The organism is Desulfitobacterium metallireducens DSM 15288 (assembly GCF_000231405.2).
In the GTDB taxonomy this organism is placed as follows: Bacteria; Bacillota; Desulfitobacteriia; order Desulfitobacteriales; family Desulfitobacteriaceae; genus Desulfitobacterium_A; species Desulfitobacterium_A metallireducens.
Map to the genome: position 1 here is coordinate 2,720,277 of NZ_CP007032.1, position 23,485 is coordinate 2,743,761.

The 23,485-nt window shown below is 46.3% G+C and carries 22 protein-coding genes and 1 pseudogene; 6 read left to right on the plus strand and 17 right to left on the minus strand.

Translation table 11 applies throughout. The features are described 5' to 3' along the window. Positions 1–298 precede the first annotated feature (298 nt). From DESME_RS13240 to DESME_RS13310, 14 genes and pseudogenes are all read right to left on the minus strand, one after another. On the minus strand, positions 299–1,579 hold the full coding sequence (locus tag DESME_RS13240; protein WP_006715762.1) for a methylaspartate ammonia-lyase: 1,281 nt from the start codon (positions 1,577–1,579) through the stop codon (positions 299–301). A gap of 579 nt (positions 1,580–2,158) precedes the next feature. Next, a pseudogene (locus DESME_RS13250) lies at positions 2,159–3,607 on the minus strand (methylaspartate mutase subunit E); the annotation flags it as partial. 19 nt (positions 3,608–3,626) lie between these two features. Continuing rightward, positions 3,627–5,006, minus strand: coding sequence for a methylaspartate mutase accessory protein GlmL (gene glmL, locus DESME_RS13255; RefSeq protein WP_006715760.1), 1,380 nt, complete (start codon positions 5,004–5,006; stop codon positions 3,627–3,629). 31 nt (positions 5,007–5,037) lie between these two features. Beyond that, positions 5,038–5,448: a methylaspartate mutase subunit S gene (gene glmS / locus DESME_RS13260; RefSeq protein WP_006715759.1), complete on the minus strand. Its 411-nt coding sequence runs from the start codon at positions 5,446–5,448 to the stop codon at positions 5,038–5,040. 31 nt (positions 5,449–5,479) lie between these two features. After that, positions 5,480–6,364, minus strand: a complete 885-nt coding sequence (gene murI / locus DESME_RS13265) for a glutamate racemase (protein ID WP_006715758.1) — start codon at positions 6,362–6,364, stop codon at positions 5,480–5,482. Between the two features lie 302 nt (positions 6,365–6,666). After that, positions 6,667–8,310: a cell wall-binding repeat-containing protein gene (locus DESME_RS13270; RefSeq protein ID WP_006715757.1), complete on the minus strand. Its 1,644-nt coding sequence runs from the start codon at positions 8,308–8,310 to the stop codon at positions 6,667–6,669. An 18-nt stretch (positions 8,311–8,328) separates the two neighbouring features. Further along, positions 8,329–9,549 carry an ABC transporter permease gene (locus tag DESME_RS13275; RefSeq protein WP_006715756.1) on the minus strand — a complete coding sequence of 407 codons (1,221 nt, stop codon included), beginning with the start codon at positions 9,547–9,549 and terminating at the stop codon, positions 8,329–8,331. An 89-nt stretch (positions 9,550–9,638) separates the two neighbouring features. Next, positions 9,639–10,367: an ABC transporter ATP-binding protein gene (locus tag DESME_RS13280; RefSeq protein ID WP_006715755.1), complete on the minus strand. Its 729-nt coding sequence runs from the start codon at positions 10,365–10,367 to the stop codon at positions 9,639–9,641. Positions 10,368–10,387: 20 nt separating this feature from the next. Then, positions 10,388–12,031, minus strand: a complete 1,644-nt coding sequence (locus DESME_RS13285; protein WP_006715754.1) for an efflux RND transporter periplasmic adaptor subunit — start codon at positions 12,029–12,031, stop codon at positions 10,388–10,390. Positions 12,032–12,057: 26 nt separating this feature from the next. Beyond that, positions 12,058–13,542 (minus strand): sensor histidine kinase, encoded by a 1,485-nt coding sequence (locus DESME_RS13290; protein WP_156922815.1) that lies wholly within the window; start codon positions 13,540–13,542, stop codon positions 12,058–12,060. 53 nt (positions 13,543–13,595) lie between these two features. Next, complete coding sequence (locus tag DESME_RS13295) at positions 13,596–14,288, minus strand: response regulator transcription factor (protein WP_006715752.1); 693 nt, start codon at positions 14,286–14,288, stop codon at positions 13,596–13,598. Positions 14,289–14,439: 151 nt separating this feature from the next. Beyond that, positions 14,440–14,901, minus strand: a complete 462-nt coding sequence (locus DESME_RS13300; RefSeq protein WP_006715751.1) for a MarR family winged helix-turn-helix transcriptional regulator — start codon at positions 14,899–14,901, stop codon at positions 14,440–14,442. A gap of 111 nt (positions 14,902–15,012) precedes the next feature. Further along, the gene (locus DESME_RS13305) at positions 15,013–15,732 is read right to left on the minus strand and encodes a GGDEF domain-containing protein (RefSeq protein WP_242837405.1); all 720 of its coding nucleotides are present in this window, start codon (positions 15,730–15,732) and stop codon (positions 15,013–15,015) included. Between the two features lie 259 nt (positions 15,733–15,991). After that, complete coding sequence (locus DESME_RS13310) at positions 15,992–16,735, minus strand: GerMN domain-containing protein (RefSeq protein ID WP_006715749.1); 744 nt, start codon at positions 16,733–16,735, stop codon at positions 15,992–15,994. 177 nt (positions 16,736–16,912) lie between these two features. Between DESME_RS13310 and DESME_RS13315 the strand changes: the two genes are divergently transcribed. Beyond that, positions 16,913–17,686 (plus strand): LytR/AlgR family response regulator transcription factor, encoded by a 774-nt coding sequence (locus DESME_RS13315; protein WP_006715748.1) that lies wholly within the window; start codon positions 16,913–16,915, stop codon positions 17,684–17,686. Here the strand turns inward: DESME_RS13315 and spoIIR are convergent. Then, on the minus strand, positions 17,681–18,316 hold the full coding sequence (spoIIR, locus tag DESME_RS13320) for a stage II sporulation protein R (RefSeq protein ID WP_006715747.1): 636 nt from the start codon (positions 18,314–18,316) through the stop codon (positions 17,681–17,683). The two genes, DESME_RS13315 and spoIIR, sit on opposite strands and share 6 nt — an antisense overlap. A gap of 190 nt (positions 18,317–18,506) precedes the next feature. On the opposite strand from spoIIR, the gene DESME_RS13325 reads away from it, so the two are divergent. Next, positions 18,507–19,241 carry a ZIP family metal transporter gene (locus DESME_RS13325; RefSeq protein WP_006715746.1) on the plus strand — a complete coding sequence of 245 codons (735 nt, stop codon included), beginning with the start codon at positions 18,507–18,509 and terminating at the stop codon, positions 19,239–19,241. Positions 19,242–19,914: 673 nt separating this feature from the next. Here DESME_RS13325 and DESME_RS13330 read toward each other — a convergent pair. Further along, a complete protein-coding gene (locus DESME_RS13330; protein WP_006715745.1) occupies positions 19,915–20,607 on the minus strand; it encodes a GDSL-type esterase/lipase family protein in 693 nt (230 codons plus the stop codon). 147 nt (positions 20,608–20,754) lie between these two features. Here DESME_RS13330 and DESME_RS13335 point away from each other — a divergent pair, with 147 nt between their 5' ends. From DESME_RS13335 to DESME_RS16320, 4 genes are read left to right on the plus strand one after another with little or no spacing between them, the layout of a single operon-like run. Beyond that, positions 20,755–21,258, plus strand: a complete 504-nt coding sequence (locus DESME_RS13335) for a YlbF/YmcA family competence regulator (protein ID WP_006715744.1) — start codon at positions 20,755–20,757, stop codon at positions 21,256–21,258. 12 nt (positions 21,259–21,270) lie between these two features. Further along, the gene (locus tag DESME_RS16410) at positions 21,271–21,393 is read left to right on the plus strand and encodes a hypothetical protein (RefSeq protein WP_006715743.1); all 123 of its coding nucleotides are present in this window, start codon (positions 21,271–21,273) and stop codon (positions 21,391–21,393) included. Between the two features lie 48 nt (positions 21,394–21,441). Next, complete coding sequence (locus DESME_RS13340; protein ID WP_006715742.1) at positions 21,442–22,032, plus strand: hypothetical protein; 591 nt, start codon at positions 21,442–21,444, stop codon at positions 22,030–22,032. Between the two features lie 13 nt (positions 22,033–22,045). Beyond that, the gene (locus DESME_RS16320; RefSeq protein ID WP_006715741.1) at positions 22,046–22,375 is read left to right on the plus strand and encodes a hypothetical protein; all 330 of its coding nucleotides are present in this window, start codon (positions 22,046–22,048) and stop codon (positions 22,373–22,375) included. Positions 22,376–22,494: 119 nt separating this feature from the next. Here the strand turns inward: DESME_RS16320 and DESME_RS15930 are convergent, their stop codons facing one another. Beyond that, positions 22,495–23,484: a hypothetical protein gene (locus DESME_RS15930; protein WP_006715740.1), complete on the minus strand. Its 990-nt coding sequence runs from the start codon at positions 23,482–23,484 to the stop codon at positions 22,495–22,497. Between the last annotated feature and the right edge of the window lies 1 nt (position 23,485).

Sequence of the window (23,485 nt, forward strand, 5' to 3'; positions counted from 1 at the left end):
CACCACAGGTGCAAGTACAAATACCATCCCATGCAAGACCCCAAAACATTATCTATCCACTCCAAAACACTACCCTGGCAAAAGCCCCAGGTACGGCTTGGGCAAAAGAGAGCGGCTTAAAGCGAGTAGCTCACCGAACTTAGCGAAGAAGTCGGGCGAAGGCGGGACCGCGCACACGACGTGCGTGGCCGACCGTGAGCCATGGACGGCGAATTGGGAGGGTATCCCTCCGTAGCCCAACTTTTGAGCTCTAGTTCGGTCTACAAGCGCCACAAGCAAACGTTGCCCAAGCCGTACCCTAACCGTTCCAGAACGCCTCCGTCGCATGCGTCTTCGCCTTCTCTTTATACCGTAAAATCTCAAGCGTCCGATTCATTTCATTATGAACGATCATATATCCTTCATCGACACCCATCCCTGGCTTAGCCAACATTTGAATTGGCCGCGTCGCCAAAGCTACATGCACAGCAGTCCGTCCACCACAATCCGTCTCGTTACAGGAGCCACCGACATAAGCCCCTACTCCATACTTCTTCGCATAAAGCACCGCTTCAATCGTATTCTGAATTCCACCTAAATCCGGAGTCTTAATCTGCACCATATCTGCCGCCTGAGTATCCACAAATTCAACAATATCCTCATACGTATTACACCACTCATCGGCAACGACTTCTACCTTAACTCCCCGTGCTTTCAGCGCATCGCGCAGAGCTTTAATTTGTTCAATCTGCCCTTGCTTGTTCCCCGCATCCATCGGCCCTTCAATCCGCAGATGAAGCGGACTTGCTGCCTTTTCCAACGCTGCAAAATAATCCACCATGCGCTCGATATTATCCTCAAACGCCAATCCGATCGTTCCATACACATCAATATGCAAAGTCGGCCGATAATTTCGATCACCCAACTCTAAAACCCGATTTTCCAACCACTTAACATAGTCTAAAAGGAGTTCCCCGTTGGAGCCCAACTTCGTCTCCACATTATTGATCAGCGCATGCGGTAAAACGCCCGCCCGTTTGAGAATCGCTTTATCTGCGTTATCATAGCGATCATCCCCTGTCTGCGCAAAGATTGGGACTGGCTCAAGCACAAGCGGCAAACTATACTCCTCTAGAATCACTTCCGTCATCGTAACCTTCTTCGCCTTCGCTACCGCATCAAGAATCGCCTGACTCACCCCATAACGAATCGCCGTATGATAGCGCTCACCATTCGGGCGAACCGAATGCTCCACCCCATCCGCAAGCCGCCGGAAGGAATCCAATTCCTGACCCACTAGCTTGGGCCGAATCTCCTCAAGAATAATCGAAATGAAATCTTGAGCCAAAAAGAGCGGATCTCTACCCCCAGCCCCAGAATACTGGACCGCGGCACAGTCCCCATAAGCCACTTGCCCATCCTCAAGCATAAAGATGACTGAAATCGACTCTCCACGCTGACGAACAGCCGTAAACCCCGAAGTTTGCGGCTCACCTGAATAAGCGAAACCCTCATGAGCAGCCCCGGCCTTAATCGCGGCCTGGTCGTCAAAATAAAACCCCGTTAACCCCGGAGATGCCAGAACCTCTACAATTTTCATCATAAACCCTCCTTTAGGCGTATTCAATCCACTTCTACCATCTATAATTTCAAAGGCCACCGCCTCGTAAAGAGGCGGGGCTATGCATGCACCCACCTACTAAGAAGGCTCGGCAAGCGGACACTAAAGTGCGATTGCCAATGCCCGACCCGAGCAGCGACTAAAGACACGCTAAATGCATGCAGTGCTACTTTCAAGTGCTCCTTGCCGTTTCCTAGAAATGACCCCAGGCGCCGCTTTGGCCTAAGGGAGCGGCATAAAGCGAACAGCTCACCGAACTTAGCGAAGAAAGCAGTCGTAGGCAGGGCTGCGCACACGACGTGCGCAGCTGGCAACTGAGCCATGGAAGGCGATTTTGCCAGGGACCCTGCCGGAGACTGCTTCTGAGCTCTAGTTCGGTCTGCGAGCGCCACAAGCAACCGTGGCCAAAGCGGCGCCAGTGCCCTACCTAAGCAAGACCTAAAACTCACTTCTATGGATGCTGCTATTATACCAGGGCTACTTGATTTCACACTGGCTAATCCCACTCATCGCGCCCCGCTCTTCGAAGGCGCTCCAACGCAGCCCCGCCTCTTTCGACCGAGGCCGCCCCACCAGCATCCCCTTACCGATCGCATAAATATCATCAATCACCATCTGAAACGAGGGATCCCTGCCCTCATCACGCCCTCGCAGAGCAATCCGTTCCTGATGAAACGCCTTAATCTCTGTGTCAAACGGTAGATTCCCAAAATCCAGCATTCTCACTGCCCCTTGCGAATCCCGAGCGGGAAGTATCTTTCCTGCATTAAAACGACTGGGCGCAAACGGCACATCAATCACTCCCGCTTGAAAAGCTCGAACTGCTCCGACGGCGATATCTCCTTCACCCAGTTCCAACACTTTATCCAGAATCGCTCGTGTCTCCCTGAGAATCATCTGCTCCTCAAGTGCTAGTTCCTTCGTCATGGGCAGAGTTTGATCCTTAAGCATATTAAGAATCTGCTTGGTCGTCCGAATCCCTGCCGCATTGGCTTCCTTCGTCGGAATCCCTAAAGCTTCATGCGGAGTCTTCACAATCACCTTTGTTGCTTTTCCCAGTGCGGCTACCGTTGCCCCCCAAGAAATAACCCCGTAAGCTTTCGCTTCATCTTGTGGAAAACCACCCATCCATTGATGAAATACAGTGGTTAGGTCAAAATTCGAATACCCCAGTTTTTTCAAATATTCTTCTGCAACGACAGGCAGCGTATGCAATGCAGCCACATCTTGAAGTAAGTTTCCACACTGACCATACCCTAATGTCAAACTTCGAACACCTTGCGCAACCGCTAACACACCTTCGATTACGGCTACAGCATGAGATATAGCTGGTGGAACTAATGTCCCCGTTAAAGGGCCAAACGGCTCCCGGTTAATACTTACGCCTCTTTCTTCATAGAGACCCACCAAACGATCCACATACTGCCAGTATTTAATTGTACTTTCTATAGATACATCTTTAGCATACGGAATATTATAAGAAATCCCCCCGCCCTCATAGGCTGTAAAACCACCTGCAAGAGTTATTTCTGCCAGCAAACGAGCATCTGGAGTCCCATGACGAACTTGGACTGGCACTTGCATTTTTTCCACAACCTGGCGACAAGCGGCGACCCCATGATTAACCGCAGGAAAACCATTCAGCATGGATCGCCCTACCGCCCGACTTTCTTCGATCCCCGCCTGAGCCTCTGTATAACGATTTTGTCGAGTGTAGGAATCGATTGTGGTCGGCAAAAAGTCAGCGCCACCTTCATCTTGCAGATACTGCAAGAGCTCTAAATGTTCATGAAGCAGAGCCACTCCTGCACGCGGTTGAGCAAACGTAATCCCTTGACGTTTCCCCTCTTCGAGTTTATGTGCGAAGACCTTACTGAGCGGTATATTTTTATGGTATACAACAGCTTCCTCAAAATCGACATCTTTTCCCGTGATCCATTGAGCCAAAACCTCTTGGCGTTGACGCGTGAATTCTTCAGGATCCATCTGCTTAACCGTCAATTCCATGAACTCAACCTCCTGATTCCTATAGCTTGAGCAAATATTTTTTCATCATACGCAAGGCCTTCAAGGGCTCAATTTCCCGTAGCAGCCCCATTGCTGCCAAAATGTATTTCTGATCCAAATAGAACGTTGGATTCTGAGGCTTCAGTACAGTCGCTTCTGATGAATCAAACAACACTCCCTGTAAAATCTCGATCGGCCGAGAATGATGAAGCAAAACCCCTCCCGTGCCAATCACCACCGGAAGTTGAGTGAGATCTTTCCCTTGCTGAACATACGAGACCCCAAAGGGTGTATACACAACCTCCAACATTCCAGCATGACGCTTCACCGCAAGCTCAACGGCCACCCGACCTAAAGCTGTATCAAACTGATACTCCCGTTCATTTTTCGGGATCCACCAAGGTTCTAGCTTACACATGTTGAGTTGCGCCTTCACTTCTTCTGCACTCCAGCCTAAATACTGAATTAACCGTCGGTCGGAGGATACCACTAAAGATTCAGCGCTATAACGCATCCCCAAATCTCCTTCAACCGTCCGTTTAGCATAAGGCTCCGGCAAGCCTCTAAGCATTACTCCGGGCTTGCTGGGATCCCCCGACGCAAGGGAATGCACATCCGTTGTCGCTCCACCGACATCGATAATCAAAAGTTCTCCTAAACCTGCTTCCTCTTCATACCCTTTCGCTAAAAGTTCGGCCGCTGAAAGAACGGCGGCAGGCGTAGGCATTAACACCCTTTCAAGAAAAGCTTCCGCTTTATCTAAGCCTTTGGCCTGAATAATTTGAGATAAAAATAAATCCCGAATCGCCTTACGAGCCGAATCAACGTCCAAAACATTAAGTTCGGGCATCACGTTATCAGCTAAGACGACGGGAAAATGACGCCTTTTTAAAAGCTCGACAGCTTGCGTTGAGACGACTTTATTTCCAGCGACCACGACAGGTACGCTCATCGGTAACTCACACAAGCGCTCAGCGTTTTTCAGAAGGATCTCTTTATTGCCCCCATCCGTCCCTCCCGCGAGTAGCAGAATATCCGGTTGGGCTGATACGATTTTCTCGAGATCCTGTGCAGTTAATTCATAGCTAAACACTTCTAAAACACGAGCCCCAGCCCCTAAAGCTGCCCGCCGAGCTGCTTCAGCAGTCAACTCCTTGACTAGGCCGATAGCAATCATTTTAAGCCCACCTGCCGCACTCGAGCAGGCCAGCTTGCGCACAAAGTTCCACCCCCCCTTCGGCTCCGGAATTTGCGCTAAAGCCTGATTCATCCCCTCCATAATGTTGGTATCAATCGTCGTTCCTGCCGCGGCCGTCCCTATAATCTCTTCCTGCTTAAGCTCGACAACCGTTACTTTTGTATAAGTACTCCCAAAATCGATCAGAAGGACGTGTTGCATACTACCCCTTCCTCTCCAATAGAACTTCAGATTAGAACTTCAGATCCTTATGCAAATCCGCAACCGCGACCTCAGGCATGGTTCCTGGCGGGTAAACCCGATCAAAACCCATATCCTTAAAACGTTTTTCCACCTCAGAAAAATCTTGCTTGCCAATGACAAGATTTCCTCCAATATAAAGGAGGATATCACCAATTCCCGCTTCCTGGCACTTCTCACGAAGTCCACGGCAATCGATTTCTCCATGTCCATAAAGCGAAGAGACTAAAATAACCTCAGCAGCTGTCTCAATTGCCGCACGAATAAACTCCTCTTGAGATGCAAGCACCCCAATATTAATGACTTTAAATCCGGCCTGGGAAAACGCATAGTCCAAGATTCGATTTCCCACAGCATGGACATCTGCGCCAATCACACCCAGAACCAATGTTTTCTGTTCCACTGTCATCCCTCCAGTCTAACCTGCTTCGCTTTCAATCTCCCCAGATGACTTGCCGAACCTCCTGAATAAGTCCAGGAAGCAACGTATTTCCGACACTTTGAAATAGTTCGGGATCGCCACTGACATAAAATCGAAGTTTCCACGTTTCCTTGACTGTGCTCTTTGCCTTCATTTCTTGAACTTCATCTAGTTTGTCCAAAACAGACTTAAGCTCATCCACCATCGCCTGCGCTGGATCAATCAAGGCCGTTTGTTCTCCCAAAATATCTCGAATGACCGGCGCAAGGAAGGGGTAATGAGTACATCCAAGAATCAGTGCATCCACTCCAGCAGTATCAAAGCCAGAGAGATAAGTGCGTGCAATACCTCGAGCTTCAGGCGTTTTAGAAAGTCCAGCTTCAACCAAAGGAACAAACAGAGGACAAGCCTGAGATTTCACTAACGCTATCGATTGCTCTCCCTGCTGCCAACTTTCCCTTAACCCTTGATCCTCAGGGAGCACTCCTTTCGACAAGACCCGACTAATGGCTGAACTATACGCTTTACTTCGGACCGTTGCCTCTGTGGCAATGAGACCAATTTTCCCGCCTGAGGTTTTACTTACAGCCAGACGGGCTCCTGGCTCAATCGTGCCAATAAGAGGAATATCAAAACTTTTTTTAAGATCAGGCAACGCATTAGCAGAACTCGTATTACATGCGACAACAACAGCTTCTGCGCCTTGACTGATTAAAAAGGTAATAATTTCTTCGCCAAAATCAATCAGTTCTTCCTTACTTCGGTTTCCATAAGGAACTCGTGCTGTATCTCCCAAATAAATGATTCGAAGCTCCGGAATCTGCTCAAGGATCTCTTTCATCACCGTGAGCCCACCGACTCCTGAATCAAACATACCAATAACGTGTTGACGTTTCACAAGGCACCTCCATTATTTATTAGACCACTTCGATATTAATATTAATTAAACCCTATCTTACTTCTTCTTGAAGTAATGTATGCATGAGTTTAATATATTGGCTTAATTATTCAGTCGTATCGTATTGTCCAATTAAGATTAACTGCTATTTCGACAAAGCAAATCTTATTCCTGCTTTGAGATATTTCCCGCAAAAAGAGAACCCCTTTAAAAAACCAAGAAGAGACCCGGCTTAAAATTTAAAGCAAGTCTCTTCTTGGGATTTTCTACTTTATAAAGTTATTCATTTACGTCCATAATCCTTACCTCGCTAAAAGCTGATTCAGTTTTGCTTCTACTGAATAGCTAATAGCTGAACCATTCCCCACGACCGTACTCGAAGGAATATAGACCTTATTATAAAGAAGGAAAGTACTAATGGATGAAGGAACATTATCGGGAGGAAGGGCAATGACAAACCCCTGATTTTTAGCAGCCAGTGCTGCTGTAAATAAAGCATCACCATAAGGCGTGCCACCGCCTACATCACTCGACAAAACTGAAGAAGATGTAAAATAGACAGGAAAACTATTGGCCGCTTTTTGATCGGCAAAGTAATTCTGAAAAATAGCTTGCTGGGTCGCATAACGGTCTACTCCGCCCCAACGTTCAACCATATAACTTTGGTTCAAGGACTGTTCCAAGTCTGCACTGATTACACCCGTACCTCCGAGCAATTTAACGTTCTGGGGAGCTAAAGAGGCTAACGCTTTCGCAGTACTCTCCGGTAAAGCACCCGAATCCGTCAGCAAGATCGGTATTCCCTGCTCCGCGGCGAGGGCACTTGCTGCTAAAGCATCAGGTTCTCCGTAGCCATAGGCTAAATAAACCGTTCTTGAAGAACCAACCCAATACGCAATTTGGGCAGCTGTTTCATAGCGGTCAGTTCCAGCAATCCGACTCGTATGGATTCCATTACTGATGAGTTGATTCTGTACCGAACTCGAAACTGCACCTTCCCCGCCAATGATAAGAACAGTCTCAACGCCTAACTGCTTAAGCTCTGTTAAAACACTGCTATTTAACTGGTTCGTCGATGTCATGAATATTGGGGCATCATATTTCTTCGCTAAAGGGACCGCAACCATCGCATCAGCAACACCGTCATCGCGGGTAAGGACTGCATACTTTGAACTCGTCCAGCCCGCTTGAGCGACAAGCACGGAACGTGTCGCATTATCTGAAGCATTGGCCCCGATGCGGTCCATCTCTGTATAGGCTGGAGTCACATTGATACTTCCAATAATATGCCCACCCACGGTTATATTGACCGTGCCCATTTTGGTAGGGGTCATCGTAAAACTAAATGTACCATCATAGAGCGTTGTATAGCTTGAGACATTACCCCCGATAGCTGTAGCGTCAACATTGACGGTTTTGCGGGGGAGGATATTGCCCGCTCCATCCATCAGTTTAACGGATACCGTGCTGCTATAATTTTGAGATAGTTTTCCCGTTATCGCTGTTTTGGCATCGGTTACGGTGATTGTGCCACTCGCAGTATTATTCGATGAATCGGATACGTAAAGATAATAGGTTCCCGCCTTGTCCAGGGTCACATTACTGATAGAAGACCCACTCGTAGGATAGTAGGTTACTTTACCATCTGGATCGGTAATGTAAGCTGTATATGACCCAGATTTAAGCAGAGTGTTTGGAGTACTTACACTTTGTGGAGTTGCTGAAGGATCCGTAGTCGTAATCGTCCCATAGAGTGTAAAATTGATGGTACTTGTAACCCCAGTAATCAGGTTATTATCAGCATCCGAGCCGAAAACCAGATAATCTAAGGTCGTTGTTGTTGTCATTGCCGCATCTGCTACCCTCGGATATATCCCTATAACTAACATCATCGCAATAATCAAAAATGCTAAATATTTATCTCTCGGCCTATTCTTGTTTTTCATCTTCTATTCCTCACTCCCTTACTCATACCTCAACGCATCAATTGGATCCATATTCGCTGCCTTTTTCGCGGGAAAAACCCCAAACACAATTCCAATACCGGCAGAGAATCCAAAAGCGAGGAGTACCGAGGTCATACTCACACTTGTAGCCATACTCATGAGTTTTCCCACTAAAATCGAGCCACCCCAGCCCAGCAGAATTCCAATTCCTCCTCCTACGATGCTCAAAACAACCGCTTCAATGAGGAACTGAACGAGGATATCTCTTCCCTTTGCGCCAATCGCCTTACGGATTCCGATTTCCCGGGTTCTTTCGGTCACAGAAACCAGCATGATGTTCATGATTCCTATCCCGCCGACTAAGAGGGAGATAGCGGCTATTCCCCCAAGAAGCATGGTTAACGTCTTGGTTACCCCTTCCATCGTCTGCAACACATCAGCCTGATTCGTAATTGTAAAATCATCTGCTTGACTGTCTTGGAGTTTGTGCGCACTCCTTAAAACATAGGTGACTTGATTCTGCGCTGTTGCCATCATTTGTGGACTTGAAGCTTCAATAAAGATTTGCCTTAAATACTTATTCCCGATAAGACGATCCTGAGCAGTTGTAATCGGGATATAAACCACATCATCATTGTTAGTAAATCCAGAGGACCCTTGACTCGCAGTTACCCCCACAACCAAAAAGGGAATGTTCTTAAGTTTAATGGTTTTACCTATTATCTGGGCATTCTCATCCCCCATTAAATTTTTCACAACCGTTGGACCCACAACCGCCACACGAGTAAAAGCTGTCACATCCTCTTGCGTAAGAAAACGTCCCTGAGCGATTTGTAAATTTCTAACTTCAGCATAAGCTGCTGTTGTCCCGGCAACGCTTGTCGAGGCATTTCCGCTTCCGTATACCGCCTGAACATTTGAACTCACAAAAGGAGCAACCCCTTTGACTGCAGAACCTGCTGCTTCAATCTTAGCAATATCCGTCATCACTAACGTGTTGGAACTCCCGGCTGCACCTTTTACTCCGCCGCTGCTGCTTTGACCCGGTGAAACGATCAACAAATTGGATCCCAATCCCTGAATTTGCGAAGTAATAGAAGCTGTCGCTCCATTTCCAATTCCAACCATAGCGATAACTGCAGCCACCCCGATAATGATGCCTAACATCGTCAGCATCGAGCGTAGCTTATTTGCTCGCAAAGCCCTCAAGGATACCCGGAGTAATTCGAGAAATTTCATTAGATGTACCTCCCTTCTTCTCGTTTTCTCTAACTTAATTCCTTTTTTCTCAAATAAAACTCAATGATACAAGAAACTTTGGGGCTTGCTTATTTTTGCCCTGCATCTTGTTCTTGGAGTTCAAGCGCGGCAACCTTAAAATCTTTGACCTGCTCATCCCCCTCAATATGTCCATCGCGAAAACGGACAACTCGACGGGTATATTCCGCAATCTCTGGTTCATGCGTCACAATGAGAATTGTATTGCCTGCTTCATGAACCTTCTGAAAGATGGCCATTACCTCAATACTTGCGCGAGTATCCAGATTACCTGTGGGCTCATCCGCCAAAATAATAGCCGGTTGCGTCACTAAAGCTCGGGCAATCGCTACACGTTGTTGCTGACCCCCAGAGAGTTCCTTCGGGCGGTGATGAATACGCTCGCCAAGTCCCACAGATTCTAAAGCAGCAATCGCTCTTTCTTTTCTTTCCTTAGGAGAAACTCCCGCATAAAGCATCGGCAGTTCCACATTTTCCAAGGCGGTCGTGCGGGGTAGAAGATTGAAGCCCTGAAAGACAAATCCAATTTTGCGATTGCGGATTTCCGCAAGTTCATTCCCGGATGCCCTTGCAACATCTGTCCCATCCAAAAAATATTCGCCTGTACTTGGTGTATCCAAGCAACCCAAGATATTCATCATCGTCGATTTGCCCGAACCGGAAGGTCCCATAATCGCGACAAATTCCCCCGCTTCGACCTCTAAATCAACCCCCCGTAATGCAGCAACCTCAATATCCCCTGTGGTATAAATCTTTTTAATTTCCTTTAAGGTAATCAATTTTAAACCTCCCTCGCAGGTTAATTACCAGAAGCGGGCGCACCTGCAGGGGCTCTATTGCCACCTCCTGTACTTGTTGCCCGATTTAGATTACCCATGCTCGAACCCCCTTGACCTCCGCCGAAGGGATTCGTACTACTTGACTTTTGTGATGAAGATGAAGACGAAGTAGAATTAGCAACGATCGAAACGACAATCTCTTGTCCTTCTGTTAAGCCGCTCTTAATCTCAACACGGGTACCGTCATTAAGTCCAATCTCGACGGGAACCATTTGTGTATTAGCCGCTATACCTGATGCGTTCCTCGCGCTGCTATTATTTGCACCTGCAGACTGATTATTCCTTTTCCCCCCTGCTGCATCACTAGAATTAGAACTTCCAGAAGAGTTCGGAATTAAAACGAAGTTTTTGCCATTGATTGTTTTTAAAGCCTGACTAGGAATCGTCAGAACATCTTTGACTTCGTCGAGAATGATATTGACATTCGCATTCATCCCCGCTTTTAAAATCGTCGTAGGTTCATCAATCATCACTCTCACTTCAAACGTCGTGACATTTGATGTTGATGTCCCTTGAACGGCGATCACACTGACCGTTCCGGGAATTTTGGTATTCGGTTCAGTATCTAAGGTGATTTCTGCCTTTTGACCCACTTTAATTTTGTTGATATCTGCCTGCCCTATCGATGTGACTACTTGAAGGGCATCAGGATTAGCCGCTAAAGTAACCCCCGGCTTTGTACTTGAGCTCGATCCATTTGAACCTGAAGACGAATCCATGACTTGACCGACTTGTCCTGATACAGCCGTAATCACGCCATCATATGGGGCAACCATGGTCGCCTTACCCAAATTCGTCTGCGCGGTTTGGAGTTGAGCCTCAGCTTGCTGTACAGCCGTTTGTGCGGTTAAAATATCCGCCGAATTCTGCCCTTGGTTTAACTGATCCACTTTTTTCTGGGCCAAGGCTAGATTCTGTTGAGCAACCTCATAATCCGACTGTGCAGCAGTCAAAGTTGCAGCCGCGCCCCCATTTTGATTGTTTTGGGCCGTCGTTAATGCCTGTTGAGCTTGATTCAACGCAGTCTGTTTGGATTGAATCGTGCTATCTCCACTCGCCATCGCTTGTGCCAAACTATTACTGGCCTGGGTCACATTTTGTTCAGCAAGATAGACTTGATTCGTTAAATAGGCTGAATCCGCATTATTTTGAGCTGTCGTTAAGGCCGTTTGCTTTGTGTTGATATTTTGCTGAGCTTGAGCTAAGGCGCTTAAGGCGGTAGGTAGAGCATTCTCCTGTGCCTGTAATAGTTTAGCCTGAGCCGACGCTAGATTTGCTTGCTGTTGATTAACCGTTTGCTGTAAATTGCTAGGATCGATTTGCATCAAGACTTGACCCGCTTTGACGTTGTCACCTACAGCTACATTCAAAGCGACAAGCTTTTCTGTCTGTTCAAACGTGAGGTTAACCGTTTTAGGATAACTGACGGATCCCGTCGCTGAAATTACGTTACGCACATCTCCGCGCTGGACTTGGCCGGTAATCGTAGTTGAAGTCGCCGGTTTTACCGCAAAGCTTTTATAGGCCCAAACCCCTCCTCCAATTAAGATAATTCCAAGCACGCCTATCGTTATCCATTTCTTTTTGGGCAGCTTAATTTTCATACCTACATCTCCTCGTCTCCATGATTTTATTCAGAAATGTCCCTTCGTTCTGCTTGGAGGTCTACTGGCAAAAACACGCTAAAGCACGTTCCACGGGCCAATTCGCTTGTAACCTCAATATCCCCTCCATGGGCCTGCACAAACTCCTTAGCAATCGCCAGACCTAAGCCCGTTCCGCCCGTTTCCCGATCTCGGGACTGATCCACCCGGTAAAAACGATCAAAGACATGGTCCAATTCTTCTGGAGGAATACCTTCCCCCGTATCGTTAACTGTGACTTGAAGCCAATCCAGACTCTTTCCTTTATTTGGCCTCAGCTCATTGTCCTCCAAGGACTCATAATCCTCTTCTCCCTTTGCTAAGCGAGATTTACGTCCTCCGATTTTTTTCTCTACTGCGGTTGAGACATTAGGCTCCCAGAGAGCCACCCTCACGCTGATTTTTCCACCCGCTGAGGTGTGCAAGAGTGCATTCCCGATCAAGTTGACAAAAACTTGGGTCAACCGATCTGAATCCCCCTGGAGGATTCGACTCTCACCACGCAACTCCCCTTGAATTCCCCGTTCCTCGAATTCAAAGGCAAATTGTTCAAAAATCCGTTCCAAAAGACGATAAATATCGATCGTTCTCCGATGCAAAGGAAGTTTACCGGCCTCAGCCAAACTTAACTGTTGCAAATCCTGAACCAATCGGTTCAAGCGAATCGTTTCGTCCTGAATCGGCAACAAGGTTTCTGCAGCCAAAGGTAAAACGCCTTCTTGAATCGACTCAAGTTTGCCTGAGATGATCGCCAACGGTGTTCGAAGTTCGTGCGCAATATCGGCAACCATATTCCGACGTACTTCTTCATTGCGAGTAAGCTGCTCTGTCATCTGGTTAAATGCTTGCCCCAGCATCGCAATGTCATCGTGGCCTTTAACCTCAAGATGGGTGCTTAGCTCTCCTTTACCCACCCGACGCACAGCAGAGGTGAGTTCCTTAAGCGGTCCCGTTAAACGGCCCGTCAATATACTTCCTAAGAGGACCGCTAAGAGAGTCGTCAAGATCAGCCCGATCAACATGGACCGGATAATTGATTCTCCAATGGATTGCGCGAGCCGGTTTTGCCTTAGCAAAGCTTTATCATCCAGCCAGAAATATCCGACTGGCTTTCCGTTGACAACAATCTCAGTCCAATTTTTCGTCAGTTGATTATCATCAGGAATTTCCTTTAAACTCTTCCCCACATCCTGAGGCCCAGAACTGGCAACAATCACCTGATTGATATCAAAAACATAAAATCTTTCGTTAGGCCGGGGGGCTGCTATCGGAATCTCCGTCCCTTGTCGAGGCGGATTCTCCAAAATTTTACTCACCTGTTCCTGAACGCCTTCCCAGGACTGATGTTCCATATAATAGGAAGTCAGTGTCCTGTTCCATTGCTGTTTAAAGCCCTCTTCAACATAGTTCACCGCATGCCCAAGCAAAAACTGAACTGAGGTTAGTGCAATGCCCGAAAAAACAATCGCCATAAAACAAACTAACCCTACTAAAGCCATTAAAAACTTTCGTCTTAAAGTCCATTTCATGAGGGTTCACCAAAGCGATAACCGACTCCGAAAACCGTTTGAATATAGATCGGTTCTGCAGGGTTATCCTCCACTTTCTTGCGGAGGTTGGAAACGTGGGTATCAATCGAGCGTTCATAATAGAGATACTCTTCCCCCATCGCTTGGCGCAAAAGCTGCAATCGACTATAGGCAATACCAGGGCGAGCAGCCAAAAGTTGGAGGATTTTGAACTCCGTTGGGGTCAGTTGGATTTCAACCTCTCTTTTCCATACCCGATGGCTGGGCCCATCTATCGTCAGCTCTCCGCGATGGAGTACACCCGCGTTGGGATCTTGAACACCGGATAAAGTTCGCCTTAAAACCGTCCGAATCCGAGCTAAAAGCTCACGTAGACTAAAAGGTTTTACGATATAATCATCCGCACCAAACTCCAAACCTAAAACTCGATCCACCTCTTCTGATTTGGCCGTCAACATGATAATCGGGATCGAGCTCGTTTGGCGAAGATGCTTACAGATCTCAAGCCCACTCATCCCCGGTAGCATCCAATCGAGAAGGACAAGATCAGGTTTTTCAAGTTCTATTCGTTTTAAACCATCTATACCATTTATTTCTGTAAGAACATTGAACCCTTCACGCACCAGATAGTCGTGTACCAGATTGAGGAGCTCCGGTTCATCATCCACTAAGATAATCTTCGGTTCCATAATCCACCCTCTCCACAGGTATTTATTTACCCTAGCTAATTATAGCGAGTATATTTTAACAGTTCCTCAGGAAGTTTATAAGAATTTGTTAAGCTATTCCCAAAAATAAAAGACGGGATTACCCCGCCTTAGTTTTTAACCTAATGAAATTTTAATCCGCAGATAGAGATTTATTCTCGCTTATATCCATCCTCTCTGCGAATCCTTCTAACGTTTCCAGCAATGCGATATATTCGTTTGAAGGAGATTCTTCTAAGACCGCCTCTAAAAAATGCTGTCGCTCCTGAATATAATCTTGCACAATCTTTTTCCCCTTAGGCAAAAGGTGCATCCGCACAACGCGATGATCTTTATCATCCTTAATTCTTTCGACCAGTTCATCTCGCTCGAGGCGATTGGCCAAATCTGTAGCTGTGCTACAGGCTGTAAATATCTGTTTACACAATTCTCCCATCGTCAGCGGTCCGAGTTCCTCTAAAGCCAAGAGAACACTAAACTGGGAATCAGAAATTCCCGTTTTGGAAAAGAGGGAACGTCCTCTCCGATACATATTGGTATGCGCACGACGAATTGCTTTTTCCAAACCCTCGCTCAGTTCTTGCAATTTTTCCACGGGATACCCTCCCTTTTGATCGGCTATGAATGATTCACTTTTCCAAATTCTACTTATTATAAACATATTTTAGCACATCGCCTTCTAAAAACAATAGCGCTGAGCCTATAATTAGGAATACGATGTCATCACATATATAGATTGTTTTATATTTCTGCAATAGACAGCAACTGTATTTTTCTTTTCCTTTGCAGCATAAAGGGCCTCATCAGCTTGTTTTAATATTTCATCCAAAGTCACCTCATCTGAAGTAGAAACAATCCCCAAACTTATGGTAACTTGAAACCCAAAATCATAGTTCTCAACTATTTCCCTTAATCTTTCGGCGACGAGTTTGGCAGAATCAAAATCTGTTTCAGGGAGTACAATTGCGAATTCTTCGCCACCCCAACGAGCAGCAATATCAATGCACCGCGTATTTTCCTTAAATATATCTCCCAGTTTTTGCAGAACCTTATCCCCTGTTAAGTGACCCTGGCTATCATTCACTTTTTTGAAATTATCAATGTCTATAAGGATTAACGATAGTGAGGAATGAGTTCGCTTCAAACGGGATATTGTTTCGTTAAGTCTATCATTAAGATATCGTCTATTGTATAAACCGGTTAGCTCATCATTATGAGCTCCATAATGTAATTTCTTGATTGAAATCCCGCAAATTATACTGATTGATAATTCGATTATGACAAAGGGTGACCAAAAGATTAATTCGTTAGATATCATTGTAAATTCATCGAGTATGATAACAATGGCGCATAAAATAACACTTATAATTGGTAAAAGCACAGGCATAAACTTTATGAGTTGGTTTTTAAGTGTATTTGTTTTCACAACCGCTTGATGACACAATGAATCCATCACCCCTCTTTAACTTGATTATCAATGAGTATCCTGTTTGTGCTTATCCTAAGTATATACCCATACAGGACTTTTGTCCTATATTTTCTCGTTAATATCCGAATTTTCTTTGTATTTAATTTTCCAAATTGTAGTCATAAAAACGCTCCCTTCTGGTATTAAGGGAGCGTCTCTTCATCCTACTAGTTTTCCTCTTTATTTTTTTATTCCTATCTTTGCTAGCCGCGATTGATTAAGTCGTAATCGGAGAATCGGAGAATAAATTAAGTGTACTCGGAGAATCAGACTTCGCTTTTACATCCTCACTCGGCACTCCTGATTTATTTGATGATGTACCTGAAGACCCTGCAGAACCTGCAGGAACTGAAGGAGTCGCAGTATCTTTGACAAACCCTTCTTTATAGGAGAGCTTACTCAAATCCAAATTACCCAGCTTTGCTAAAGGTTTCCCTTCAACCCTGATTTTAACCTGATGAACCGTCGGGAACTGGGTCAGGGTATTAACCAAGCCATAGACAGTCATTTCCTGAGACACTTTGCTCACCGGTTCAGTAAACTCCTTGCTTAAATCGACAGTAGCCACGCCATCTTTAACGGCAATATCTAAAAGGGTCGTTGCCGGTAACACCGCAGCCTGACCTTTTCCTTGAGCAGGTCCCTTAAGCCATTCATTAATGGTTTCTCGAGCCACGCTTAAGGTCTTGGGCAAGCTTCTTTCTTCTTTAACCAAGGCCTTTCCTGTACTATCTGGGAAATAGAGGCTAACCGCTTTTCCATCTCCAAGATTAGTTGTCGCCGGAACCGTTTGTTCATTACTTCCGATCCACTGGGATAACGGAGTCGTTGCTCCATCTTTCTGAACCAATGTTTCCAAAGTTCCACATCCACTCAGGACAATACTCATAACAATCACCCCGATAGTTACGTAGAACCTCCTCCAGTGGGGTCGTTTGGCAACATCCTGTGTTTTTTCCATCCTTCTTCCCCCTAACCTTAATCGATCAAAAGCTATGTGTTAAATGCTATGCTTTGTCCTGAAAAATAGTACAGGTTCTTTATAGAAATTTCTCAGGTTGAAGGAGGGATTCTTCCTCTCATTGTCAAAATAGTATGAAAATATATTATATAATACAGTGGAAAAGAGGGGGAAATTTTGAAACTTCGCGCCTTAATCGTCGATGATGAATCCCCGGCACGTAAAGAGTTACGTTATCTGCTCAAACCGTTTTCAGAAATTCAGATTGTCGGTGAAGCAGACAATGCTTTAGAGGCCTTAGAACTCATTAGTAATCTCGAGTACTCTGTCGTATTTCTTGACATCGATATGCCAGGTCTCCAAGGAATTGAATTAGCGAAGCAACTCCAAGAGCGTGGAAATTCCCCAGCCATTATTTTTATAACAGCCCATGAAGAATTTGCAGTTGAGGCTTTCTCCGTAAATGCTTTCGATTATTTATTAAAACCCATCAATCCAAAACGACTTGAGCAATCCCTGCTAAAAATCATCGCTTTTTACGCCAGCTTAACATCACACGAGTCTCCTCCAGTCGAATTAAGTCCAAACGTCCTTCCCACAGCCACTTCAGTTCGCCCCCTCGAAGTCATCCCTGTCGAGCATCGAGGCAAAACAATTCTCCTGCGGCCCGAAGAAATTATTTATTTTTATACCGATAAGGATAACGTCTTCGCTAAAATCCAAAAAGAATCCTATCTCGCCCGCTTTACGCTCCGAGAATTAGAGTCCCGCTTAAACTCTAACCTCTTCTTCCGCACCCATCGCTGTTACCTTGTGAACATCCAGCGAATGCGCGAGCTTATCCCCTATTTCAATGGGACCTACACCGTCGTTGTAGATGACCATGGAAAAAGTGAGATACCCGTGAGCCGTACGCAAGCCCGAAAGTTAAAAGAAATTTTAGGATTATAGCGAGGATACCATTCCTAATTTTTTAAGCTTCTCCCATACCCAAAACTTCACTTCGGGTTTGGCCTTCTTTTGAATAGGGATCCCTGGCTTTCCGTCCACCTGAACAGCTGTCGAATGTTCAATATCTACGAAACAAAGCGGTGGGAACAGCACACACCACCAGTTAGAACCTTCAGCTTTACCAATCAGAACTCTTACTGCCTCATACTCACCCGCAGGTAAAACAAGTGAACCATAGGATTTTGTCGGGAAAGTAAAGTACCCATAATCCGTTTTTACCTCATACGTTTTTCCCCATGATTGAACGACTTCTTGCCCGATTCGCTCGAGTTCCGGCCGCATTCCTGTAAGAATCTGACGAGATTCTTCTAGCGATTGGGACTTAGCCAGCCTAGGCGAAACTTCTTCTAAGATCGCATCTCGAACGGCCCGTTTGAGAGCTTGATCCTCTTCACTCTCCGAATTCGCAATAACATGAAAACGAATCAAATCTTCCGGCTGCACGGCTAAAGACTCTTCTGCTTCTATTGAAACTGCTTCTCCTGCACTTGCAGGTTTTGATCCTTGTCCCATATTCCCTAAAGATATAATCATAACCATAAAAATAACGATCCAACGGTTAATTTTCATTCTTAATTCTAAACCCCTCTTCTTTGGACTTTTCTTTACTGAATCTCTCTTACTTTCAGTATGTCCAGATGAATTGGGGTTTTAGACTTCCGTTTGTGAAAAATTAAACTTTACCTCTTATCTTTCGTCTAAAGAAGATATTTAAGCATACATCCATAATAGGGTTTTCTTTAGATAAGGGGGAATTCCGTTGACACCTATACTTGAAATTCTGTGGATTAGCACAATTGCTGGTTTTGCAACAACCTTAGGCAGCATCCTCGTTCTCCTTTTCGGACGACCTCAAGAACGAGTACTGGCAACATTGCTTGCAGGTGCCGGCGGGGTGATGCTGGCCGTTGTCAGTTTAGATCTATTGCCAACAGCGTGGAAAATCGGACCGCCTCTTCAAGTCTTGCTTGGGCTAATCTTCGGCTTGCTCTTTATGGCAGTGGCTGATCATCAACTTAATTCCACTTCCCCTACACTTCCCTTAACTCGACGTCAACGCTTGAAACGCGTCGGCCTGCTCGTCGCCTCAGGTATTGCTTTACATGACATCCCTGAAGGCATGGCGATTGCAGTCGGTCAAGAAGCAACCGAAGGACTGGGATTTATCATTGCGCTAGCCATTACGCTTCATAATCTACCCGAAGGCATGGCGACCACAGCTCCCCTAAAAATGGCTAATATCCGCCGGTGGAAAATCCTTCTTCTTAATATTGGGATCGCTTTTTTCACCCCGCTCGGAGCATTACTCGGAGTAATCGCAGTTGAAGCCGTAAAAGGTTCCCTCGCCTTTTTCCTTGCCCTCGCTGGAGGAGCCATGGCCTTCTTGGTTTTTGCCGAGCTTTGGCCGCTCTCCCGGGAACGCCATCCGCACTATGCTTTGCTCGGAGGAGTCATCGGCTACGTCTTCTTCGCGATCATTAGTTTGCTTCATTAACTATACAAGGGGGCTGTTCTTCAGTCTGCTCTGAAGGTTGAGGATGTCTCTGGGGTGTGGATTTTGTTTACTTCGTTCACTCCGGGCGCTTCGCAGACCGAAGCTAAGGCACTGTCTCCTTCTCTGGGTCGCGGGACGCCGCCAAAATCGTCTCCTGACTCTGTTGGCGGTTGCGCACGTCGTGTGCGCAACCCTTTTCTTTCAAGCAGGAGCCACTGCCTAAGCTTCGGTAACAGCTTGCTTAAGTCGTTCTCTCCCGTAAATCAAAATCCACGTGCAGGTCTTTCTTGCTTCTTATGCATGCATCTGTAGCCGGTGGTACATTATGTACCACGCTACCTCTTGGGTCGTGAAATTCCCACATACAAGAGACCCATGAAGCAGCCCGGAGAGTTGCGAGTACAGATGCGGAGGCCTTAAGAGAGCAGCTAGCAAACTTGGCGAAAACTGGCTTGCATTAGCGGGGCGGGCACATGGACGTGCCCGGGCGCCAACAGAGGCAGGAGCCGATTCTGGCGCCAAACCCCGCCTGCTATTATCGAACAGTTTGAGCCGCTAGTTTGCTCTGCGAGCGCCTGGCCGGAGCAGTTGTAATCGCAACTCACCCCAGACACCTTCATTCAAAGACCTCGCGAAAGCCCGACCTACACGTGCATTTTCAATTATTGGGCTATTACTTTAGCACGCGAGCTGCATATTCCCCCATCGCCTCATACCCCTTTGCCGTAGGGTATTTATTATCGTCCGAAAACCCGCCTCGATATTTGTTATCCGCATCCATTACAGCTGAAGCAAAATCCAGAACGACGATGCTTTCTGTTTCAGCATATTGCAGCATCCAAGTCCGCATTTCTTTGATCGTTTGCTGGACGCCAGGATAGGGCATCGGCAAAGCCAATATTGGAGTAATGTTATTAGAACGCGACTTATCAACAAGGGCTTTAATATTCGTCTGGAACTCCTCTAGCGGGACTGATCTTAAGGCATCCCCATTTCCACTGAATATAATGATACGACCCGGTTTCTCCGCGACAACATCCGCCTCAAAACGAGAAAGCAAATCCATTGTTCTTTGATAGCCCTTTCCTTTATTCACAACGGAAACCTTTAGGCTCTTCTCGAGAACGGCTACCCAGGATTGCTCTGTCTTGCCGGGGTAGCCATACGTAAAGGAATCTCCTAAGGCCACAATTTTTGTATTTTCTAACGTTTTAGTTTGCGTCTGTGCCGTTTCACTCCTATCAGGCGCCCCATTTTCCTGACCCTTTGATCCTCCCCAAGCCCCTAAAAATCCAACGATCACGACCAAAACACTCAACGCAACCGATAGTTGAATCAGCCGGATCTCCAAACGATAAGTCCGCATTTTCATCCCCCCATATATAAAAACTGCTAAAAAACACTTATATTTACTAAACTGAATTCTACATTTCTCTGTCCATTCCTGCTCTCTCACGTCCTGAAGTCTACCCGCATACTGTAATATCAGGAATCAAAGGAGGTGCCCCTTAAAATGAGCTACATTGACAAGGCCAGGGAACTTGGGGAAGCTTTGGCCCAGACCCCCGAGGTGCAAGCTTTAGTTGCCGCTGAAGCCGCAATTCGAGCAGACCAGGAAGCCAATGAATCGTTTTTACAATACCAAGAAAAAGAACGGCAAATCGTAACAACTCAAATGATTAGCAAAGTCGTTCCAGAAAAAGAATCTCTCGCCCTAATCGACTTGAAGATTCGCATCATGAACAAGCATCCCCTCATTAAGACCTACTTTCTGCAGCAGCAAAAATTCGAACGCGTTATGGCAATGGTCAATCTTACCATTACAACAACTATTCATGGTATGCCTAGTGCTGACCAACTCCCTTTACCTGATGAACTTAAAAACATGGCTCAAAAAATCTTTGATTCAATCGGTGGAGGAACCCCCACAAAAACAATGGAGATTCCGAAAGACTTTAAACTCCCTGCAGGAATGAAACTTCCCTCAAACTTTAAACTTCCTGGAACACCAGAGTAAGAGGTTCTTATTATGTCCCAAACGCCTTATGGTCGACCCGTTCTTAAAAATGATATTACCCACCCCATTACACTCATCGCTTTTCTGATCGTTCTCGCTTTAGGAACATGGCTAATTATTCATACTTGGTTTTAAGCAAAAGAATCTTTCGTTAGAAGATAAGGCAAAAAGGAGGTGTGCGACATGGCTACAGTATCCTCTTGTAATCCATCCATGCCTGTCGCCCCCTTCTCTTTTTCTCTATTAGTCAGTAGCCCCATCCGCTGTAATCTACCTTTTAGCCCTGTCAGCGCCATGATTTTCCCTTTTGCAACGGTAGAGCTACCCTTTGCCTCTTTAATCGTCGCTGGAATCAATATTTTTATAAACTTACTGGTGAAACGCTCGCTTGTCCAAGCCCCCACTCTGCATCCCGTTCAACCCTCTTTATCCCCCCCCATAACTCTAACTCTCCCCCAATTGATGAACCTTTTACAGCATGCTTCTGAAGGAACTCTTACCCTCCCTAACGGTTCGCCTAGTGGGCAAGGTTTGGGTCCTGTTGGCGAGGATGAACCCCTTTTTCCGGATAATCTTAGCTTTTCCTTAAGTGTAAGTGCTCCTATTGCCAGCTTTGATGGAAGCCCAGATACCAACTTTAACGTTCCCCTCTTTGAAATACCGGGCGTTCCTGGGAATCTCATCCTCGCTTTGGCAATGATTCTTTCTCAATACTTGATTGAACGAACCGGCATTGGAACACCAGGTTGCACTCCCACCCCAGCTTCTCAATAAGGGGGTAGATCTTATGAATTCTTATGGGCCTGGGCCTTTTCCTGTTGGAAATCCTCAAGGCCGTACGTTTCCTAATCAAATGCCTCCTGCTAGAATTCCTCCAGGAGGAATTTTCTCTCCCACGGGACCAGATTATAGCGAATCAGGCTTTCGCAAAACGATCACCTTTCTTCAATCTCCCGCAATCGGAGCAGATTTTATTGCTATCACTATTTTCTTCTTAATCGTTTTCTCAACAAATATCCTCTTTACCTCTGCAAATCTCGCTACGATTGGAATTATCGTGGCTTTAAGTACTTTGGCTTTTATCGCTTTAATCCTCTTAATCCTGTTTTCGCTTTAGGCACTTCCTCTTATCGAGGGAGGGTGCTTTATTTATGCCTAATTTCTAATATGTCCACAACATAATGGGGCTGTTCACAACGTAACAGCCCCTTTTTCGATGCTCAAAATAATCATGGACTATTGTTGAATTGGCGGAGTGGTCGGATCCACAGCTTGAACCATTTCTGGCACCGGCGGGGCAACTGGAGTCGCTCCCCTTCCTCGGACAAATCCAGAAATCTTTTGCCAGACTGATCCTCCTGCTTTTTTAACAGGGTTCAAAAAGCGAGAAGCCCCCATGGGTTGTTTAACTTGCAATATGATGGGTCCATTGGGTACATGCCCTAGGTTCTGAGGATTTTCAACCGTAATCAAAACCCGACTATAATGCAGAAGAGGGACTTGACTTCGAAACTGAGTTTGGTAAACTCCGCTTCCTACTGGCCTAAGCACACCTGCTAAAAACCCTGTACTTCCCTTTTCATCGACTAAATAAGCGGCATACGTTCCATTACCCTGTCCCATGAGGGTATTAGGCGACGGCAAATTAGCAATACACGTAAAGAGATTATCTGGGGAGATTGTGGCAATCCCATTAGCCGATATCCCAGCCTGAGTCGGCTCTAGAATCAATTGACGGGGCTGGTTCAGCGCCTGCCCACCGCCTCCCTGTCCAAGGAATGAAAACGGACCACTTCCCATTCCTCCTCCACCCCCTTGCTTGGGTCCAATAAATCCACCGCGACTATTGTTTATTTTTCCATCCTTTTGAAAGACGCCCCGACTTTTTAACCCAGCCCCTAAGGTATTACGTATTGAACCCCCAGGCGTCATTCCAGTCCCACCCGGTAGCATCCCACCCTCTGGAGGAATCCCACCAGGAGCTTGACTCATCCCCCCCGGGTACATGCCCCCTGGATACCTTCCTCCACCCACGGGCATTCCCCCATTCGTGGGCATACTCGATCCCGGTCCCTGAACCATGCCAGTCCCCGGGCCTGCTCCATATCCAGCCCCCGGATAACCCATTCCTCCACCCTGTGGAGCTCCAGGTTGGCGAACGGGTAACCCCTGCGGAGTAGCCTGTCCAAACCCCTGCAGCCTTCCCATATCCCCGCCAAATCTCACG

Coding starts and splice junctions, on each gene's coding strand:
- DESME_RS13240 (WP_006715762.1), bottom strand. CDS start 1,579: ATGAAAATTGTAGAGGTTCTGGCATCTCCGGGGTTAACGGGGTTTTAT.
- glmL (WP_006715760.1), bottom strand. CDS start 5,006: ATGCAACACGTCCTTCTGATCGATTTTGGGAGTACTTATACAAAAGTA.
- DESME_RS13270 (WP_006715757.1), bottom strand. CDS start 8,310: ATGAAAAACAAGAATAGGCCGAGAGATAAATATTTAGCATTTTTGATT.
- DESME_RS13275 (WP_006715756.1), bottom strand. CDS start 9,549: ATGAAATTTCTCGAATTACTCCGGGTATCCTTGAGGGCTTTGCGAGCA.
- DESME_RS13285 (WP_006715754.1), bottom strand. CDS start 12,031: ATGAAAATTAAGCTGCCCAAAAAGAAATGGATAACGATAGGCGTGCTT.
- DESME_RS13290 (WP_156922815.1), bottom strand. CDS start 13,542: ATGGCGATTGTTTTTTCGGGCATTGCACTAACCTCAGTTCAGTTTTTG.
- DESME_RS13295 (WP_006715752.1), bottom strand. CDS start 14,288: ATGGAACCGAAGATTATCTTAGTGGATGATGAACCGGAGCTCCTCAAT.
- DESME_RS13310 (WP_006715749.1), bottom strand. CDS start 16,735: ATGGAAAAAACACAGGATGTTGCCAAACGACCCCACTGGAGGAGGTTC.
- spoIIR (WP_006715747.1), bottom strand. CDS start 18,316: ATGAAAATTAACCGTTGGATCGTTATTTTTATGGTTATGATTATATCT.
- DESME_RS13330 (WP_006715745.1), bottom strand. CDS start 20,607: ATGCGGACTTATCGTTTGGAGATCCGGCTGATTCAACTATCGGTTGCG.
- DESME_RS13335 (WP_006715744.1), top strand. CDS start 20,755: ATGAGCTACATTGACAAGGCCAGGGAACTTGGGGAAGCTTTGGCCCAG.
- DESME_RS16410 (WP_006715743.1), top strand. CDS start 21,271: ATGTCCCAAACGCCTTATGGTCGACCCGTTCTTAAAAATGATATTACC.
- DESME_RS13340 (WP_006715742.1), top strand. CDS start 21,442: ATGGCTACAGTATCCTCTTGTAATCCATCCATGCCTGTCGCCCCCTTC.
- DESME_RS16320 (WP_006715741.1), top strand. CDS start 22,046: ATGAATTCTTATGGGCCTGGGCCTTTTCCTGTTGGAAATCCTCAAGGC.